The 17508-nt window shown below is 51.9% G+C and carries 15 protein-coding genes; 10 read left to right on the top strand and 5 right to left on the bottom strand.

Features of this window, described 5'->3' with window-relative positions; genetic code table 11:
- Positions 1-52: 52 nt before the first annotated feature.
- Positions 53-1858 carry a hypothetical protein gene (locus QEH59_RS03900; protein WP_308984045.1) on the bottom strand — a complete coding sequence of 602 codons (1806 nt, stop codon included), beginning with the start codon at positions 1856-1858 and terminating at the stop codon, positions 53-55.
- A gap of 22 nt (positions 1859-1880) precedes the next feature.
- On the opposite strand from QEH59_RS03900, the gene QEH59_RS03895 reads away from it, so the two are divergent.
- The 8 genes from QEH59_RS03895 to QEH59_RS03860 all read left to right on the top strand — a co-directional run bounded on the left by QEH59_RS03895 (position 1881) and on the right by QEH59_RS03860 (position 10999).
- Entirely contained in the window at positions 1881-3092 is a 1212-nt protein-coding gene (locus tag QEH59_RS03895; protein WP_308984044.1) for a hypothetical protein, read from the top strand.
- Positions 3093-3173: 81 nt separating this feature from the next.
- Positions 3174-3548 (top strand): NADH-quinone oxidoreductase subunit A, encoded by a 375-nt coding sequence (locus QEH59_RS03890; protein WP_308984043.1) that lies wholly within the window; start codon positions 3174-3176, stop codon positions 3546-3548.
- Between the two features lie 100 nt (positions 3549-3648).
- Complete coding sequence (locus QEH59_RS03885) at positions 3649-5007, top strand: PTS sugar transporter subunit IIA (protein ID WP_308984042.1); 1359 nt, start codon at positions 3649-3651, stop codon at positions 5005-5007.
- Between the two features lie 214 nt (positions 5008-5221).
- Positions 5222-6031 carry a tryptophan synthase subunit alpha gene (gene trpA, locus QEH59_RS03880; protein ID WP_308984041.1) on the top strand — a complete coding sequence of 270 codons (810 nt, stop codon included), beginning with the start codon at positions 5222-5224 and terminating at the stop codon, positions 6029-6031.
- 92 nt (positions 6032-6123) lie between these two features.
- Entirely contained in the window at positions 6124-7743 is a 1620-nt protein-coding gene (locus QEH59_RS03875) for a fatty acid CoA ligase family protein (protein WP_308984040.1), read from the top strand.
- A gap of 9 nt (positions 7744-7752) precedes the next feature.
- Positions 7753-8745, top strand: coding sequence for an NAD-dependent epimerase/dehydratase family protein (locus QEH59_RS03870; RefSeq protein WP_308984039.1), 993 nt, complete (start codon positions 7753-7755; stop codon positions 8743-8745).
- 99 nt (positions 8746-8844) lie between these two features.
- A complete protein-coding gene (locus tag QEH59_RS03865; protein WP_308984038.1) occupies positions 8845-10137 on the top strand; it encodes a response regulator in 1293 nt (430 codons plus the stop codon).
- A 79-nt stretch (positions 10138-10216) separates the two neighbouring features.
- On the top strand, positions 10217-10999 hold the full coding sequence (locus tag QEH59_RS03860; protein ID WP_308984037.1) for an MBL fold metallo-hydrolase: 783 nt from the start codon (positions 10217-10219) through the stop codon (positions 10997-10999).
- Positions 11000-11014: 15 nt separating this feature from the next.
- Here QEH59_RS03860 and proB read toward each other — a convergent pair whose 3' ends face one another.
- The 3 genes from proB to pyrH are packed head-to-tail and all read right to left on the bottom strand — an operon-like array spanning position 11015 to position 13524.
- Positions 11015-12154 (bottom strand): glutamate 5-kinase, encoded by a 1140-nt coding sequence (gene proB, locus QEH59_RS03855; RefSeq protein ID WP_308984036.1) that lies wholly within the window; start codon positions 12152-12154, stop codon positions 11015-11017.
- A gap of 33 nt (positions 12155-12187) precedes the next feature.
- Positions 12188-12745, bottom strand: a complete 558-nt coding sequence (gene frr / locus QEH59_RS03850; protein ID WP_308984035.1) for a ribosome recycling factor — start codon at positions 12743-12745, stop codon at positions 12188-12190.
- Positions 12746-12783: 38 nt separating this feature from the next.
- A complete protein-coding gene (gene pyrH / locus QEH59_RS03845; protein WP_308984034.1) occupies positions 12784-13524 on the bottom strand; it encodes a UMP kinase in 741 nt (246 codons plus the stop codon).
- A gap of 139 nt (positions 13525-13663) precedes the next feature.
- Here pyrH and QEH59_RS03840 point away from each other — a divergent pair, with 139 nt between their 5' ends.
- On the top strand, positions 13664-14887 hold the full coding sequence (locus tag QEH59_RS03840) for an aspartate kinase (RefSeq protein WP_308984033.1): 1224 nt from the start codon (positions 13664-13666) through the stop codon (positions 14885-14887).
- 132 nt (positions 14888-15019) lie between these two features.
- A complete protein-coding gene (thrC, locus tag QEH59_RS03835; RefSeq protein ID WP_308984032.1) occupies positions 15020-16372 on the top strand; it encodes a threonine synthase in 1353 nt (450 codons plus the stop codon).
- Between the two features lie 88 nt (positions 16373-16460).
- On the opposite strand, the gene QEH59_RS03830 is transcribed toward thrC, so the two are convergent.
- Positions 16461-17417: a YheT family hydrolase gene (locus tag QEH59_RS03830; RefSeq protein WP_308984031.1), complete on the bottom strand. Its 957-nt coding sequence runs from the start codon at positions 17415-17417 to the stop codon at positions 16461-16463.
- Positions 17418-17508 lie beyond the last annotated feature (91 nt).

The raw sequence follows: 17508 nt of genomic DNA, 5'->3' as shown, positions 1-17508 counted from the left end.
TAGATACGCCTAGAGCTCAGGTCGGTCTGCGCAAGCTCAGATCGACTCTTTGTTAGCGCAGTCGTGCTACTGCCGCCCGTGCCTCGGGGATGAGGGGATGGTTGGGGGCGATGTCGATGAAGCGTAGATACAGGTTGTGAGCGGTGGCGCGGTCCTTGGAAATGCGTTCGTGCCCACGTGCGAGCGAGAGGGTGATCTCGGGGCTGTTGGGGAAGCGGTCGTAGGCGGTTTCCAATTCTGTCAGGAAAGCGGTCGGTTCCTTGGAACGTTGGGCGACGCGCAGGTAGTCGAGCGTATAGGCGACTTCGCGCGGCTCTAATCGTACTGCTTCCAAGGCGGTGGTTTCGGCATTTTTGAGTTGGCCATCTATTAGATAGGCGCGCGAGAGCAGGTTCCAGACGTCAGCTCGGTTATTAGCGATGCTGATGGCAGCCCAATACTTGCGAATCGCAGTTTTGTAATCGCGGTCGAAGGTGGCTGTTTCGGCTTCGGCCATCAGTTCTTCGATGCTACGGGGACGCTCGCTGAAGCGTACCGGTTCTGTGACTTCGCTGCGGTTTAAATTGGAAAAGTTGTCGATGCCAATGGGGGGCGTGTTCTCCGTAGTGAGAACAGGCTCGTTGGGAGTGTTCGCTTCCATGCGATAACTGGTTTCCGGCGCGCTTGGGGCTTGGTCGTAATCGACTTCGAAGCTGAAGGCTGGGTCGGCGGGTTCGATGGCGATGCTGGGGTCAAAGCTGATTGCTTTGCTGCGGTTCTCGGTGGAGGCTTCGCTCGCTATGTCCTGGACTAAGGTGATGTCAGGGGGGAGGACTTCGGCCGCTTCGTTTTCTATGGCGGGGGTGTTGGCCATGGCTTCGGCGGCCTCTAGGTCCGCTATGATCTGAGCCTTGCCTTCTGTGGGTACCGGGTTCTGTGTGTCGACTGTATCGTCAACTGCGACCTGTGCTTCTTGGGCATTTGCCGGTGCCGGTGTGTGTGGTTGAGTTTGAGTGTTGGCTTGAGATTGGGCTTCCTGAGTGGCACGTAATGCTTCGGCAGCCTTTTTATCGGCCTCTACTTGCGCGAGTTTAGCCTGCATCTCGTCTTGAGCTTTGCGCCAGCGGATGAGTTCTTGGCGTGCCTGTTGCCATTGACTGGCTTCCACGGCGCCGGGAAATTGTTTGTCGAGTCGCGCTATGGTGGCCTCAGCTTGGGCCCAGTTTTTTTGACGTAGTTGGATTTCAAGTAATCCGAACAGTGCAGTGAGTGCATTCGGATCGTCATTATCGGCTGCAATTTGTAACCAGGATTCGGCCTGCGGCAAGTTGTCGACTTGAACAAAGAGTTGGCCGATTGCTGCTGCCGTTTGTGGTGCCGGCTTTTGTTGCTCTGGGTCGACGCCTTTCAGGTATGCGTCCAAGGCAGCTTCTACTTTATTTTCTGCTTGGCGGCTCTGGCCGAGGCGAATCCAGAGCTCGGGCGTCATGCTGGCCGGTGCTTGGGCTGCGAGTTTTTCCAGCAGATGCGCGGCGGGTTGCTCGGCTGCTTCTAGGCTTTGGTAAGTTTGAAAGAGTAGCTCAGTGTCTGCTGGAGCCTGTAAATAAGCTTGTTCGAGGAAGAAGGCGGCCATGCTTGCGTCGCCTTGCGCGCTGTAGATCTGTCCGATGGACTTTAGGATTTCTAGATCGTTGGGATAGGTCTGGGTGAGGCCTTCGAGGATACTTAAGGCTTCGGAGTTGGAACCCGCCGCAGAAAGAGCGAGCGCTTCTTTAATTTGTGCGGCTTTTTTTTCTTCAGGGCTGCTGCAACCTAGCAGTAAAATGAAGGTCGTGATCAGTGTGATGAAGAATACGCTTTTGAAGTTTGCTTTTAACATGTGGGGGAATTGTGTTCGGTTTGTGAGTGCATTTAGCAACAAAACGACGAAGCGTCCACTCTCGTTTCAGCTTTATAGCTGTCAAGTGGATAGGCGGCGAGTCGTCGCATGGTCGTTTCTTATCATGGGAGCGTGTTGGTGTAGTTTCTTTAGTGTGGCGTCGGCTGCCTTGGTTCCACGTGCCCCGCATGGGCTGGTCTGGGAGTCGCCAATCGCCAGCGGAAGCCTTTATTATACTGAAGTGGAGCGTCTCCTTGCTAGCTATGAATCGGCAGTGGCCCAACGGCTGCATATCGGGGAGCGCGGAAAGGTCGCGCTTAAGATTAATACCCGTGGGGGTCCAGGCTTGAGCACTCCCTTGCAGCTGATACGCGCAGTGGTGGAGGCTTTGGAGCTACGTGGCTATCCGCGCGCCTCGATATTGATTGTGGACTATTCCGCGCACGACTTACGCGAGGCGGGGGTGATGCCTCCGCTGAGTCAGGCGACGGCAGAGTTTGAAGGCTGTCCGGTGATCGCTTTAAATTCAGAGCAATATTATGATTCTGAGTGGTTCTATGATAGTCCCTTACCCCCGGCATTGCAGCAGGAACCGCAGCTGATTGCAGCAGAACGTCGTTCGCAGCAGTTGGCTGCAGGCGCACAGGGGCGTAAGAGCTATTTGCCAAAACCTTTGATTTTTGAAGTCGATTTTTGGATCAATCTTGCCGTGGGGGCGGATGATCCCGCGCTCGGTGTTGATGGGGTTTTGGCCAATGCGACCCTTTGGAATGTTAGTAATAGTCGCCGTTTTTTAATCAACCAAGCGACGGCATCGGCTGCGGTGGCTGAAATTGCAGCAATTCCAGAGTTGGAAGAGCGTTTGGTTCTCAATTTTGTTTCCCTGGAGCGTTATCAGTTTATTGCAGGTCCATACTTTAATTCGATCTACACGCGTTCGGAACCCCGCTTGTGGATGAGTAGTGATCCCGTGGCATTGGATCGTTTATTGTATGACCGTATGAATGCGATGCGTTTGTTGGAAGGTTTTCCGGAGATTGAGCCCATGCCCAAGCAGTTACCTTTTGCCGCGAGTTTAGGACTTGGCGAGCTGGATCGCGATCGAATCCGTATCGTGCCAGTGCCCCTGCCAGCAAGTGGAGTGCGTGTGCAGCTTGCGCCTGAACCGGCCGCTCCACCTGCAGCTGAGATCCCGGAGCCGCAGTCATGGTTGCGGCGTATGACGCCATGGTGAGTCGCCTGGTTCGCTACTTTCTGCGATTCGATGTAGAAACGCCTTGAATTCTAGGCTAAAGCAGACTTCTTTCTTAATACTATGCAAATCGCGGACTATTATCCGATTCTTGTTCAAATCTTAATCGCAGCCAGTATCGGTACGGTTGTACTTGTTGCGTCGCACATTTTTGGGCAGCGCGGCACTGATACTGCAATTAAAAATACGCCTTATGAATGTGGCATGTTGGCTGAGGGCTCTGGCCATGCTCCTTTTGCGATCAAGTTTTATGTCACGGCGATGCTCTTTATTCTTTTTGATATCGAAGTCGTATTCCTCTTCCCATGGGTGTTGACCTTTCGAGAATTTCTTTCTGCTAATTTGCCCATTTTACTGCCTGGTTTCTTCTTCCTTTTCGTGCTCGTATTAGGCCTTTGCTATGAGCTCAAGAAGGGGGCGCTTGAGTGGGATCAGTAAACTTAAAAATGCAGTTGATAGTTGCCAGTTCTCCTATCTCCCGTATTAATAGTGGCTTAACGCTTAATCATTACTGAACTGGAAACTTCGCCACGCCTGCATGCGCATTGATAGATACATCGCTAAATCCCGTGTGATTGACTTAGAAAGCACGGATTTTGAAAGCGCTGTGTCGGAGCTGCTCGAAGTCTGTGATGTGAGTAAGGAGCGCGGACTCACTAAAAAGGGGTTGCTGGCTGATTTGCTGGATCGAGAGCGTCAAATGACGACTTATCTGGGCAATGGTGTCTGCCTGCCACATGCACGGGTGAATATGAAGCGACCGTACATGGTCGCAGTCGGGCGCTGTCCCAATGGCCTGGCTTACGAGGGGCAGGCTGAGTATCAGGAAATACGCTATATCTTCTTGCTGCTCGCATCTGAGCATGCGCGTAGCTATCTGTATAGCCTGGCTTCGTTGGCACGTATCTTTCAAGATAATGGGCATATGGAGCGTTTGCGTGCTGCTGAAAAGCTTGCGGACTTTCGCAAGGAACTAAAGCAGGTATTCGCGGGCGAAGAGGATAAGCCGCGTCGCCGTCACAACCGTTTTAATAATCTTATTTTGCGCGAGGCGGCAAAGATCGCCAAAGGCGCCCAGTGTACTTCCGTGCTGGTATTTGCAGATACCTTTGGAGGGGGCGTTGAAGTGGGGCAGGTCTTTCGGGCTTTTAAGACGGTGTTGATTGCGCATGGCACCTCGGAGGCTGCTACGGAACGGGAGGAAATTGATGCGGTGATTCCGATCCGTTCGTACAGTAACCATCGTTTTTCCCAGCTTCGCAGTGCGGTATTGATCGGGCTCACTCGTGGCATTTTCTCGAGTACCGATCGTCTTTGCTGTATTGGAGGGCTACCGCAAAGTAATCAGTTTGACAGTATTACAGTGGTCGATGTGGAGCGTGAGTTCGATACGATGCTGGCGAGTAAGTCTGATATGTTACCCGCCAGTGTGAAGCCTGAGGTCATTGAACGGGTGCTGGCGATCGCGACTGAATTGGCTGTGGAAGGACGTGAGGGGCATCCGGTAGGCTGTCTTTTTGCCTTGGGCAATGCGGAGCAAATTTCTCAGTATACCAAGCCATTAATTTTGAATCCGTTCTATGGATACAAGGATGAGGACCGTAATATTCTGAATCCTTTTATGGATGAGACGGTCAAAGAACTCTCTTCGATTGACGGTGCGTTTATTATTCGAGGTGATGGCGTACTGATTTCAGCCGGTTCGCTGATCCATGCTCCGGATTATAAGCACGAGTTGCACAGCGGTTTGGGCAGTCGCCATGCTGCGGCGGCATCGATTACGCAGGCGATGGACTGTCTCTGTATCGTGGTTTCCGGCAGTACCGGGCAGGTGACGCTCTTTCGTCATGGTAAGATGTTGCCATTGATTGAGAAAGCCTTGATTCGAAATAGCTAAATTTTCTAGGTTGGGCTAGGGCGGCTAGGGCGGGCTAGGGTAGGCTCGAGCAAAGCGTGGGCTTTGGCTTTTTGTATGAGGACTGGTGTCGAGGCCGCAAAGGTCTTGCTTCGTCGTGGGAAAGCATGAAGTTTGGACAGTGATCGCTATGGCTTCACTGTCATTGCTGACTTCTCGAACCTTTTACCATTTTCTCAGCTGGATAATATACATCATGAATCGAATCGAAAAAGCCTTTGCTCGAGCGCGCGAAGAGAATCGCGCCGCCTTTGTTGCCTACCTGTGTGCCGGGGATCCTGATTTTGCCGGGTCTGTCGCTGCTTGCCGTGCGGTGTTAGAGTCTGGCGTTGATGTTTTGGAACTGGGGGTGCCGTTTTCAGATCCTTTAGCAGACGGCTTGACTAATCAATTGGCGGCACAACGTGCTTTGGAAAGTGGCAGTGACAGTCAGCGCGTCTTGGATCTAGTCACCGCTATCCGTGAGTTTAGCGAGGTGCCGATTATTTTTTATACCTATTATAATCTAGTCTTTGCGCAAGGCAGTGAAAGGTACGCTGCGCGTGCGAAGGCTGCGGGTGTGGATGGCATATTGACCTTGGATCTGCCGCCTGAGGAGGCTGCTGAGCATCTCGCAGCCTGTGCCAAGCATGATGTGAAGACAGTATTTATTGTGGCACCAACGACTCCTGAAAGTCGCTTGGAAAGAATATGCGAAGCAACTACTGGCTTCGTGTATTATGTTTCACGCGAAGGCGTGACTGGGGAGCAGGCCTCAATGTCAGAGAGTATCCAAGCTAATGTTGCTCAGATCAAGCAGCATACGGATCTGCCAGTAGTGGTGGGCTTTGGCATTTCGAATGCCGATCATGTGCGCACGGTGGCACAAGCGGCCGATGGAGTGGTTGTCGGGAGCGCGATTGTCAATTGCATCGCAGAGAATGCGACTGATCGTGCTGCAATTTCAGCATCACTGCGCGCGAAGATGGGGATGCTACTTGAGGGAGACGCATTGAGTAAACAGTAGAGTCTTTAGTTGAAGTGTATTAAATTTTTGAGTGAGCAGCCGCGCGTGCGATCACTTGACTGATATGGATAACGCGCGCTGCAGTAGACACGATGGCTTATAATGTCGCACATTTTCTGGCTCAACAAGCAGTGGCCCAGCCGACGGCTGCGGCTGTGCGAGCGCCAGTCGGGCATGATGGCAGCGGGGCCATTCGTTATGTAGCGCGCAGCTTTTCTGAGCTGGAAGCTGAGGCTGCGGCCACTGCGCATTATTTTACGGCAGCAGGGATTCAGCGGGGTACGCGAGTCTTATTGATGGTGCGGCCAGGGCTGGATTTGATTCGTATTGTCTTTGCCCTGTTTAAAATGGGTGCCGTGCCGATTGTGATTGATCCCGGCATGGGACTTAAAAAATTTTTGCGCTGTGTGCGGCACTCTCAGCCCGCTGCCCTTGTGGGCATTACGCCAGCGATTTGGATTGCTCGTCTTTTTCGGCCAAGTTTTCAGGGGGTCACGATTAAGCTCGGAGTTGGCCGAGGATTTGAACAGAAAATAGACGGTTTTAAGTCTTCGGGATCCTTTGCTGTGGTGGATTCCGCAGTCGATGAATTGGCGGCTATTTTATTTACCTCGGGCTCAACAGGTCCAGCCAAGGGGGTTTGCTATGCGCATGGTATGTTTTTGGCTCAAGTGAATGCGATTCGGCAGCAGTATATGATCCAGCCAGGGGAAATTGATCTGCCAATGTTGCCTGTTTTCGCTTTGTTCAATCCTGCTTTGGGAATGTGTACGGTGGTACCGAATATGAACCCGAGTCGACCTGCTACGGTTGACCCCGCTCAGATTGTAAGGGCCATTGAGCAGAATTCGGTGACTAATAGTTTTGGATCGCCCGCGCTGTGGACGAAAATTGCACGCTATTGTGAACGTGAATCCATTGTGCTGCCCAGTGTACGGCGGATTTTAATGGCTGGTGCGCCGGTGCCGCCTGCGCTGATGCAGCAGATGCGAACGATCATCCCGAATGGTGAAATTCATACGCCCTATGGCGCGACTGAGGCCCTACCTGTGAGCTCAATTTCGGCCTCAGAGGTTTTGCAGCAGACCGCAGCGCGCACTCAACTGGGAGAGGGCACATGTGTGGGGCGGCCCTTACCTAATGTGGCGGTACGTGTGATTCAGCCTGTGGATGGACCGATTACTGTAATTGATGCAGTGCAGGAGGTTCCGGCTGGAGCTATCGGTGAGATTATTGTGCAAGGGCCTTCTGTGACTCGAGCTTATGATCAGCTGGAGCAGGCGGATGCGGATGCTAAGATTGCCGATGCGATTGGGCATTGGCATCGAATGGGAGACATGGGTTGGCTGGATGCTGAAGGGCGGTTATGGTTTTGTGGACGCAAGGTGGAGCGGGTTTTGACGGCTTCCGGCGCGATGTATACCGATTGCTGCGAAGCGATTTTTAACGCGCATCCACAGGTGTTTCGTTCGGCCTTGATCGATCTTGGCGAAGGGCGTCCTGGAGTGGTGATTGAACCGGAGAAGACTGCATTCCCGAGTTCGGGGAGCGCGCGGGCGTCGTTTATCAAATCACTTAAAGCGCTCGCGATGAGCCATACATTGACAGCTCCAATTCAGGATTTTTTCTTTGAAAGGAGTTTTCCTGTCGATGTGCGCCACAATGCGAAGATACACCGTTTGTCGCTTGCGAGAAAATTTGCGACGAAATAACTTGGATCCATGGAAGTCTTAGTCACTGGAGGTGGAGGTTTTGTTGGTCGTTCTGTTGTTGAGCGCTTGCTTGCGCGTGGCTATACAGTTCGCTCCTTCGGGCGTTCGCCGCAACCAAGTTTAGCGGCTAAGGGGGTGCGCGTGATTACAGGCGACTTAGGAAATGCGGCTGAGGTGCGTGCGGCTTGCGTGGGGGTTAACGCCGTCTTTCATGTTGCGGCGAAGGCCGGTGTCTGGGGCAGTTGGGATAGCTACTACCGACCCAATGTTCTGGGCTCGCGTAATGTTGTGGCGGCATGTCAGGCAGAGGGGGTGAGACGACTCGTTTATACCAGTACTCCAAGTGTTGTGTTTAATCGTCAAGCAATTCGAGGTGGTGGCCAGGATATGCCTTATGGGCGGCGTTGGCTGTGTCACTATGCCCACACCAAAGCTATTGCAGAACAGGAAATACTGGCGGCGAGTTGTGATACATTACAAGTCGTGGCTTTGCGACCGCATTTGATTTTTGGTCCAGGAGATCCACATTTGTTACCGCGTGTGATCGAGAGTGTGAAGGCTGGGCGCTTGCGAATTGTGGGGGATGGCAGTAATCGTGTGGATGTTGCTTACGTCGAAGATGTCGCTGCGGCTCATCTGAATGCATTGGATGTTTTGGATACCGGCAAGTGTGCCGGTAAAGCATATTTTATTTCCCAGGGGGAACCAGTCGAGTTGTGGACCTGGCTAAATCAGGTGCTTACAGGACTTGGACACGCTCCCTTGACACAGCGTGTTCCATTGCGCTTGGCCTATGCTGCCGGCGCTGTTGCAGAAACACTGTGGCGCTTATTGGGGCGGGCAGGGGAGCCGCCGATTACACGTTTTGTCGCTGTCGAGTTGGCTAAAGACCACTACTTTGATCTGCAGCCCGCCATACAGGATCTTGCTTTCCGACCAGAGCGCAGCATGGAAGTTGCGCTCGCGGAAACTATTAAAGATCTTGCTGAGCGAGGGTTTTAAGCGCGTCTGCATATATATGTATTTGACCCCAAGCGGTATACTGCATCCTGTTATTTGGTGACTCTTCTAGGTTTTATTCTCTGTCTTGTATGTATAGTTGTGCTATTGTTGTTTGTGCTGCGACAGCGACGGCAAATTCGTGAGCTTAGCCACCATCAGGATCGGGCTACTGAATCGGCGAAGACCCCTGCCGCTGGGGCTGGTAATCGTGGCACAGCTAAGGCAGATGTGGGCTCCGATGTGTTGTTTGCGACGCTTTCGCATGAGTTACGCACGCCCTTGAATGGCCTTCTCGGTATCGTACAGATTCTGAATGAAGAGCGGGAAGACGAGGACTTCGTGGCGATTGAAGGCTGCGCTCGCCACATGCTTGCGGTGATCAGCACATTAGTGAACCATTCGAAGATTCAGGCGGAGTGGGATGATTTACCCGAGTACCGGGAGTGGGTGAGCCCTTTTGAGATGTTCGAACAAATTAAGCGACATCTTGATTTTCGGGCGGGTTTACGTGGCTTAAATATTAAGTTGGTTCATCAGGATAAAAGGCTACGGCTGCGGGGTGATTATGATCATCTGCGAAATATCGTAGAAAACACAATTTTAGGTTCTTTAGAGGCGATTTCTCTGGTCGAGATCCCGAGTGACCGGAAAACCTTGACGGTTAGCTGGGAAGCGAGCGACGGCGAGGTGCGTGTGAGTGTCTACAACCCGCTGGAGATCTTTTCGGATGATCGGCGAGAGCAGATTCGCACGGCGGGTGGTTTGACTACGGGAGAGCGTTTGCCACGGATCAAAATGGAGTATTTATATTGGTCTGTGGCTTCTATGCTGCTGGAGAAATATGGAGGCGCGCTCTTTTCTAAGGTGCATCCGGTGGAAGGAGGTGTGACTACGCTGCTTTCCTTTGAAATGGAGCAAATGCAGGCCTCACCTTCAGAGAAACTACCTGTGGGGGGGCTGAGCCTCGAGAGCGAAAATCGGCAGCCTAAATCGGTGAAACAACTGCCTTTTAAGCTCTCCATTTTAGTTGCGGAAGATGATCCGGTGGCGCGTAGCCTGATGGCATCTGTTCTTAAGCATATGGGGCAGGAAAGCCATTTTGCGACCAACGGACGTGAAGTGTTGGATTTAGTTAGTCAGTCGAAGACCTTCGATTTAATTTTGATGGATATTGATATGCCCATCATGGATGGCTTGAGCGCTTCGATTGCTTTGCGTAACGGAGAGGCTGGTGAATTGGGGACGCAAATCCCAATTGTGGCAGTCACGGCCTTCAATACCCTCTCTGATGAGAGCCGCTTTAAAAAAGCAGGTATGAATTACTTTTTGCCGAAGCCAGTCAAATTACAGCACTTGCGCGATGTATTGTTGGAGGTCGTTCGGTCTGAGTAGTTGAATCTTTCATGAAAAACCAGTGCGCTGCTATTTTGATGAGTTGCCAGCGTCGTCAGGAAGCGCCATCCCCTATGTTATGGAGATCATATTTTTAGGAACCGGTACCTCGCAGGGGGTGCCCATGATTGCTCAGCCCGAGGGGGAGGGCTGCGATATGAATAACCCGAAGAACTGGCGCACCCGAACTTCGATTCATGTTGAGATGGGGGGGCATCATATCCAGGTGGATGCCGCACCTGAGTTTCGTATGCAGTGTGTGCAACATGGTCTCGATAAAATTGACACTTTTATTCTAACTCATGGGCATGCGGATCATATACTAGGAATGGATGATCTGCGCCGCTTTTGTGATTTGAATGGAGGCAAGGCCTTGCCTGTTTACAGTAGTGAAGAAGGTCTGCGGCGCATTCGTCAAATTTATCCTTATGCAATCCTAGATCGGCCACTGGTTAAAGGCTACCCTGCTTTTCAGTTAGGGCTGATGCCTGGGACACTGGAGCTGCCTGGTGGCACGGTGGAATCTGTGGCCTTACCACACGGTGCCATTGAAGTGCTGGGACTCGTTTTTACCGAGGCGGAAACAGGTAAGCAGTTTACTTATTATACCGACTGTAAGGAAGTCGGCGAAGAGGCGCGACTCATCGCTGAGGGATCGGATGTTGTGATTCTGGACGGGCTTCGCCCAGATCCGCATCCTTCTCATATGACAATTGGCGAAGCTACCCAGACGGCAGTCGAGATGGATGCGCCCATTTCGTTTCTTACACACATGACTTATATGGTCGATCACGACATTACTGAGGCTGAATTGCCTGAGAATGTTCACCTCGCTTACGACGGCCTGCGAGTCAGTTGGTAGCCAGTCTGCGGAGTCTTACAGCAGCACTAAGTGGTCTCTGTGGATCACGACATTGTCTTCCAGCTCTGGTAGCTTGGCTTGGATGCGTTCCATATCGTAATTGACGATTCCATGCGCGATAATAGCAGCGTCGGGGGCGTGAATTTGTACCACGTCACCGCTTTCAAACGGACCCTCGCAGTTGATTATACCTGCTGCCAGTAGGCTTTTACCACGCTTGACCAGTGCCTCGACCGCACCCGCGTCCACTGTGATCGAGCCATGAGTGTCGTCTTGAATAGCAATCCAGCGTTTGTGGGATTTGACTGGTTCCTGGCTGGGTACAAAATAGGTGCCCACACTTTCGCCCTTGAGTAGTTTGTTGAATAGTTCCGGGTCGCTGCCGCTGCCGATAATGACGCCGCAGCCCGCTCGATGCGCAATTTTTGCTGCCGAAAGCTTACTGATCATGCCGCCGACTGAGGTCGTATGCTTGGTGCCCTGTGCCATCGCTTCGATCTCAGGTGTGATTGCCGGCACGGTGGCGACGACTTGGCCAGTGCCTTGCATGTCGATCAGCCCAGGTATATTCGAGAGGATGAATAACATGTCCGCATTTGTGACGCTGGCCACTAAGGCAGATAATGTGTCGTTGTCGCCAAATTTAATTTCGGCAGCACTGACGGTGTCATTTTCGTTGACGATGGGCACTGCGCCATTGGCGAGCAGGCGTTCGACTGTATTAAAAACAGCATTATGCCGATGGCGTGCACGCAAATCTTCGCGCGTGAGCAATATCTGAGCGACGGTTAAGCCATGCGGATCAAAGCCCTGTTGCCAGTTGTTGATCAGGATGCTTTGGCCGACGGCGGCGCATGCCTGGAGTGTGGCCAGATCCTTGGGGCGCTTGTCAAGTTGCAGCTTTCCCATGCCCAAGCCCACTGCGCCTGAGCTGACCAGTATCACTTCTATTCCGCGTTGGCGCAAGGCGTTGACTTGCCCGCATAGGGTTGCAATGCGGGCGGTATTCAAGTTCCCGATACCAGATGTCAGTACGCCCGTGCCGAGCTTTATGACAATGCGTTTAGCGTGATTGAGCGGGTTCACTATATGGCGTAGTTCGGTCGTCGCTTCGTGCACTTTCGCTTTGCGAGCACTCCATAGGAGTGACCACAAAGCGAAATAATGACGAATGTATGGGCGCGAAGCTTAGACTTTTTTTAGGTCGGCTTCTTTGGTCGCTAAATGTTGGTTAATTTCAGCGATGTAATCATCGTGCGCTTTTTGTACCTCTTTTTCATAGCGCTTAAAATCATCCTCTGGTAGGCCGTCGTCGTTCTTGGCGGCTTTGAGCAGATCCAGTGCATCGCGGCGTCCCTGGCGGATGCGCACACGGCCATCTTCGGCCATGCTGCCTGCAGTTTTGGCCAATTCCTGGCGACGTTGCCCGGTCAGTTCCGGCACTGGCACACGTAAAATGCCACCGTCGATAATCGGGTTGAGGCCTAGGTTAGCTTCTTGAATGCCTTTTTCGACATCCTTGATTACGCTTTTATCCCAAGGCTGCACCATAATGGTACGTGCATCGGGTGTGGTGACTGCTGCGACTTCTTTGAGTGTGACTGTGCTCCCATAAGCATTGACACGCACACCATCAAGCATTGCTGGTGTGGCTTTACCAGTATGTAGACTGCTGAATTCGTGAAGGGTGTGGTCGACCGCCTTTTTCATGTCGGCGTTCATGGATTTGATGATTTCTTTTGGCATGGTAATAAGATGTTGATTATTAAAACAGCGGAGTGGAATTAATCGACTAAGGTGCCGATTTCTTCACCCATGACGGCACGGTAGATCGAGCCCGGCTCCCGCATACTAAATACGAGAATAGGAAGCTTGTTTTCCATGCAAAGCGAAAATGCGGTTGAATCCATTATCTTGAGGCGCTCTCGCAGAGCGTCTATGTAAGGGACATGGTCATATTTCACGGCATCCGCATGCTTTTCAGGGTCTTTGTCATAAATGCCGTCGACCTTGGTGGCCTTCATGAGCATCTCTGCGCCGATCTCACTCGCGCGCAGTGCTGCGGTGGTGTCGGTTGAAAAGTAGGGATTGCCCGTGCCGCCTGCAAAGATGACGACGCGGCCGCGCTCCAGGTGGCGCGTGGCCCGGCGTAGAATAAAGGGTTCTGCGAGCTTATCCATCGGGATCGCACTTTGTAAGCGTACCGTGACCCCGAGTTTTTCCAAGCAATCCATCAGCGCCAGACCGTTGATTACGGTGGCCAACATGCCCATATAATCGCCTGTGGTGCGATCCACTCCTTTCATTTCAGAGCCGCTGAGGCCACGGAAAATATTGCCGCCCCCAATGACTAGGCCGATTTGGACCCCGATGTCGTATACTTTTTTTACCTCTTCGCAGATCGACTTAAGCGTCGCTGGATCGATGGGTTCGCCATCTTCGGTATTTCGGAGCACTTCCCCGCTGAGCTTGAGGATAATGCGTTTATATTTCGGTTTTAGTTCCGATTGGTCAGATGCAGTCATGAAAAAGTTCTTAAACGCGCTTTTGCCCATCTCGTCAACCTATGTCTTTGCTTCGGAGAATCTTTCCTTGAAACTTCTGTCGGCTAGTATTGCGTAGGCGGCTTCACTTATCACAGTTAAGACTTTCCCAACTAACAACATGGCACTCATCGTTCAGAAATATGGCGGCACCTCGGTCGGGGATGTTGATCGAATTAAAAATGTCGCGCAGCGGGTCAAGGAGACCTATGACGCCGGCAATCAGGTCGTGGTGGTCGTTTCCGCGCGTTCTGGTGTCACCAATGAATTAATTGGTCGTGCCAAAGCATTGAATCCTCAGCCTGACGAGCGTGAGATGGATATGTTGTTAACGGTGGGTGAACAGGAGACCATCGCTTTAACGGCCATGGCCTTACACGCGATCGGCGTGCCTGCAGTGTCCCGCACGGGCACACAGGCTGGTATCTTGACCGACCCATCGCACACGCGTGCGCGTATTACCAGCATTTCGGGGGGCGATATTCAGCAACAATTGGCGGCTGGTAAGGTAGTCATTTTGGCTGGCTTTCAAGGCTACTCGGCAGAGGGACAAATCACTACGCTGGGGCGCGGTGGTTCCGATTTGAGCGCAATCGCGATCGCAGCAGCGCTGAAGGCGGATCTATGCCAAATTTGTACGGATGTGGATGGCGTCTATACGGCCGATCCCCGGTTGGTCCCGGATGCGAAGAAGCTCGATGAAATTTCTTACGAGGAGATGCTGGAGCTCGCTAGCTCAGGCTCTAAGGTAATGCAAAATCGTGCAGTCGAGTTTGCGCAAAAATTTAATGTCGTTTTTGAAGTTCGTTCTAGTTTTAACAACAACCCTGGTACTATTGTGAAAGAAGAAGTTGCCTCTATGGAAGATGTCGTCGTCAGTGGCGTTGCTCTTGATAAAAACCAAGCAAAAATCGTGGTCAGCGATTTGCCCGATCGCCCCGGCACTGCTGCCAAGCTCTTTCAAGTGCTTGGTTCTGCCGGGATCAGCGTTGATATGATCGTGCAGAACCTGGGGCGTGATGGGAAGGCCAACATGACCTTTACTGTGCCACGCGAGGATATTTATCGTGCCGAAAAAGCAGTGACGGAGTCTTTTCCTGACGAGGCCGCTGGTAAGCTCTTCGAGGCCAGTGATATTGCTAAAGTATCGGTGGTCGGTGTCGGGATGCGTTCGCATTCCGGGGTCGCTGCGACCCTCTTTGAGGCCTTGGCTAAGGGCAGCGTTAATATTCAGCTGATCAGTACTTCAGAGATTAAAATCTCAGTCGGAATTGACCCTGAGGAGGCTGAAGAAGCCACTCGTTTAGTGCACGCGGCCTTTGGCTTGGGGCAGTTACCTGCCTAATCTGTCAGTGCTGCTTAGCATTCCAGAGCTCTGAACCAGGCTCATTCGGTCCTGTGGCATTTAATTGTGTCTTGCGGTGAAATCGGGGTAATTCTCGATTGACTCTGTTGCTGTGGTGACAAACTGGATCTTATGCAATTTATCAGCACACGCGGCCAAGTGCCACCAGTTTCTTTTTCCACTGCAGTGGCGCAAGGCCTTGCGCCTGACGGTGGTCTCTATCTGCCTCAAGACTTGCCAGATTTGAAGCCCTTACTCGCGGAATGGTCGAAGCTCGGGTATGCGGCGCTTTGCGAGGCATTTTTCTCAGTTTTTGCCACTGATATTGATCCAGCTGAACTTAAGCGGATCGTCACGCGTAGTTACACCAAGTTTGATCATGCTGATATTGCTCCGATTGTGAAGCTCGACGATAAGCGCTATGTGTTGGAACTTTTTCATGGACCGACACTTGCGTTTAAAGACTTTGCCTTGCAATTACTTGGCAATCTCTACGAATCACAGATTGCTCGCACCGGGAGTCGTATTTCGGTATTGGGAGCCACATCCGGCGATACCGGCGCAGCTGCGATCCACGGCTTACTGGGAAAGGAGGGCGTCACGACGTTTATTTTGTATCCAGATGGCCGTATTTCGCCCCTCCAAGAGCGTCAGATGACCTGCACTGGGGCCGATAATGTATTCCCATTGGCCATCAAGGGCAGCTTCGACGACGCGCAAACGGCCATGAAGACGGTCTTTGAAGACCATGAGTTTGCCGCCGAAGTTGGCTTATCTGCGGTCAATTCAATCAATCTTGCGCGGATTCTCGCGCAGTGCGTGTATTATTTGTCCGCCTATTTCCGTTTACCGGAAGATGTGCGCGACGACATTACATTCGTAGTGCCCACTGGTAACTTCGGTAATGTGCTGGCCGGTTGGTTGGTGCAGCGCATGGGCGTGCCGATTAAAGGCTTCCGCGTGGCGACCAATCAAAACGACATTTTGCACCGACTCTTCCAAACGGGCACTTATCAGCTCGATGAGGTCGCACCCAGCGTGGCGCCGTCGATGGATATTCAGGTGGCGTCTAATTTTGAACGCTTTCTTTATTACGCCGAAGGACGCGATTCCGCCAAAGTGCGCGAGATCATACAGACCTTCAAGCAGACTGGAAAATACGTATTTGATCAGTTCGATGCTGCTGGTTTTAGCAGCTCCCGCACCGACGACGCGCAGATTGCCAGCATCATTAAAGATGTGTATACAAAATATGGATACATCGCTGATCCGCATACCGCTTGTGGATTTGCTGAAGGTTTCGCAGGCAAGGAGATTATTTTATCCACCGCACACCCAGCGAAATTCCCAGACACGATTCAAACTGCGATCGGTACAGATTCCACACACCCTTCGCTAGAAGCATTAAAGTCGCGTGAAATCGTTAAACACAGTGTGGAGCCGACTCCTGAAGCGATAAAAGCATTCATGCGTGCACGGGTCTAAGCAAGTCGCCGAGTGCTTCAGCCGTGGTGTAAACTGGGTTGATACTGCCTTCACTTGGCATGCGCAAATGGTGAGGGATGACGCGCTGTTAGTTTGTAGCAAAGTTGACTGCTCTTATTTCAGACCAGTATTCGTTTGTGTGGCTGCGGGTGACGAAGCCTAAATGCCCGCCATGTGACGGTGTTTCTAAGCTGAAGTTGGGGTTTGTGGCCGCAGCTTGGTGGGGAAAACAGGCTGGCGTCAGAAATGGGTCGTCAAGTGCGTTGATTAACAGCGTGGGGATCGCAATATTGGGAAGCACTGGTCCACAGCTGCACTTTGCCCAATAATCATGGGCTCCCTTAAAGCCGTGAATGGGCCCCGTGTAAGCTTCATCAAATTCGGCGAAGGTACGCATCTTTTTAAGGCCATCTATGTTTAGTGTGCCTGGGAAGCGCAGCGCCTTCTCGCGAACTTTATGCCGTAAGCTGCGCATGAAGCGAGCCATGTAGATACGGTTTTGCCAGTGCTCCAGTTGCTTGGCGCTACTGGCTAAGTCGCAGGGGACACTGATGGCAACCGCGCTGTGAATTCGTGAATCAATTTTCGAGCCGAGATCTCCGAGGTATTTAAGCATCAGGTTGCCGCCTAAGCTAAAGCCGATGAGCGCAATTTTCTGATAAGCGGTTGTGTTAAAAATGTGCTCTAGCACTATTTGCAGCTCACCAGTTGCACCGCTATGATAGCTACAAAGCTGTTGATTGGGCTCGCCGCTACAGCCACGGAAATTCCAGATAAGCGCATCCCAACCTGCTTGTTCAAATGCAGTTGCCATTCCCTGGCAGTAGTGGCTGCGCGAATGTCCTTCCAAACCATGTGTGATCACCACTAATTGTTTGCGACCTTCCGTTTGAGCCCAATCTAGATCGATAAAATCATCATCTGGTGTCGTGATGCGTTCGCGTGCTTGCGTGATCACCGGCACTTTTCTAAAGAGAGTGGGATAGATGGTCTGCAAATGGGCGTTGCGAAGTCCGAAGGGTGGAGTGTAGTTGATGGGATTCACTATAAACAGTAGAAGAGGTACGCGGTTTTTTGTTCCAGACTTGAATCTATTCTCAGTGTTGTGGATTGGATGAATGAAAGCCTTTGAGAGG

Origin of the sequence: Thalassobacterium sedimentorum, assembly GCF_031127905.1 — a bacterium.
In the GTDB taxonomy this organism is placed as follows: Bacteria; Verrucomicrobiota; Verrucomicrobiia; order Opitutales; family Coraliomargaritaceae; genus Thalassobacterium; species Thalassobacterium sedimentorum.
This window is presented reverse-complemented; position numbering and strand designations above follow the sequence as displayed.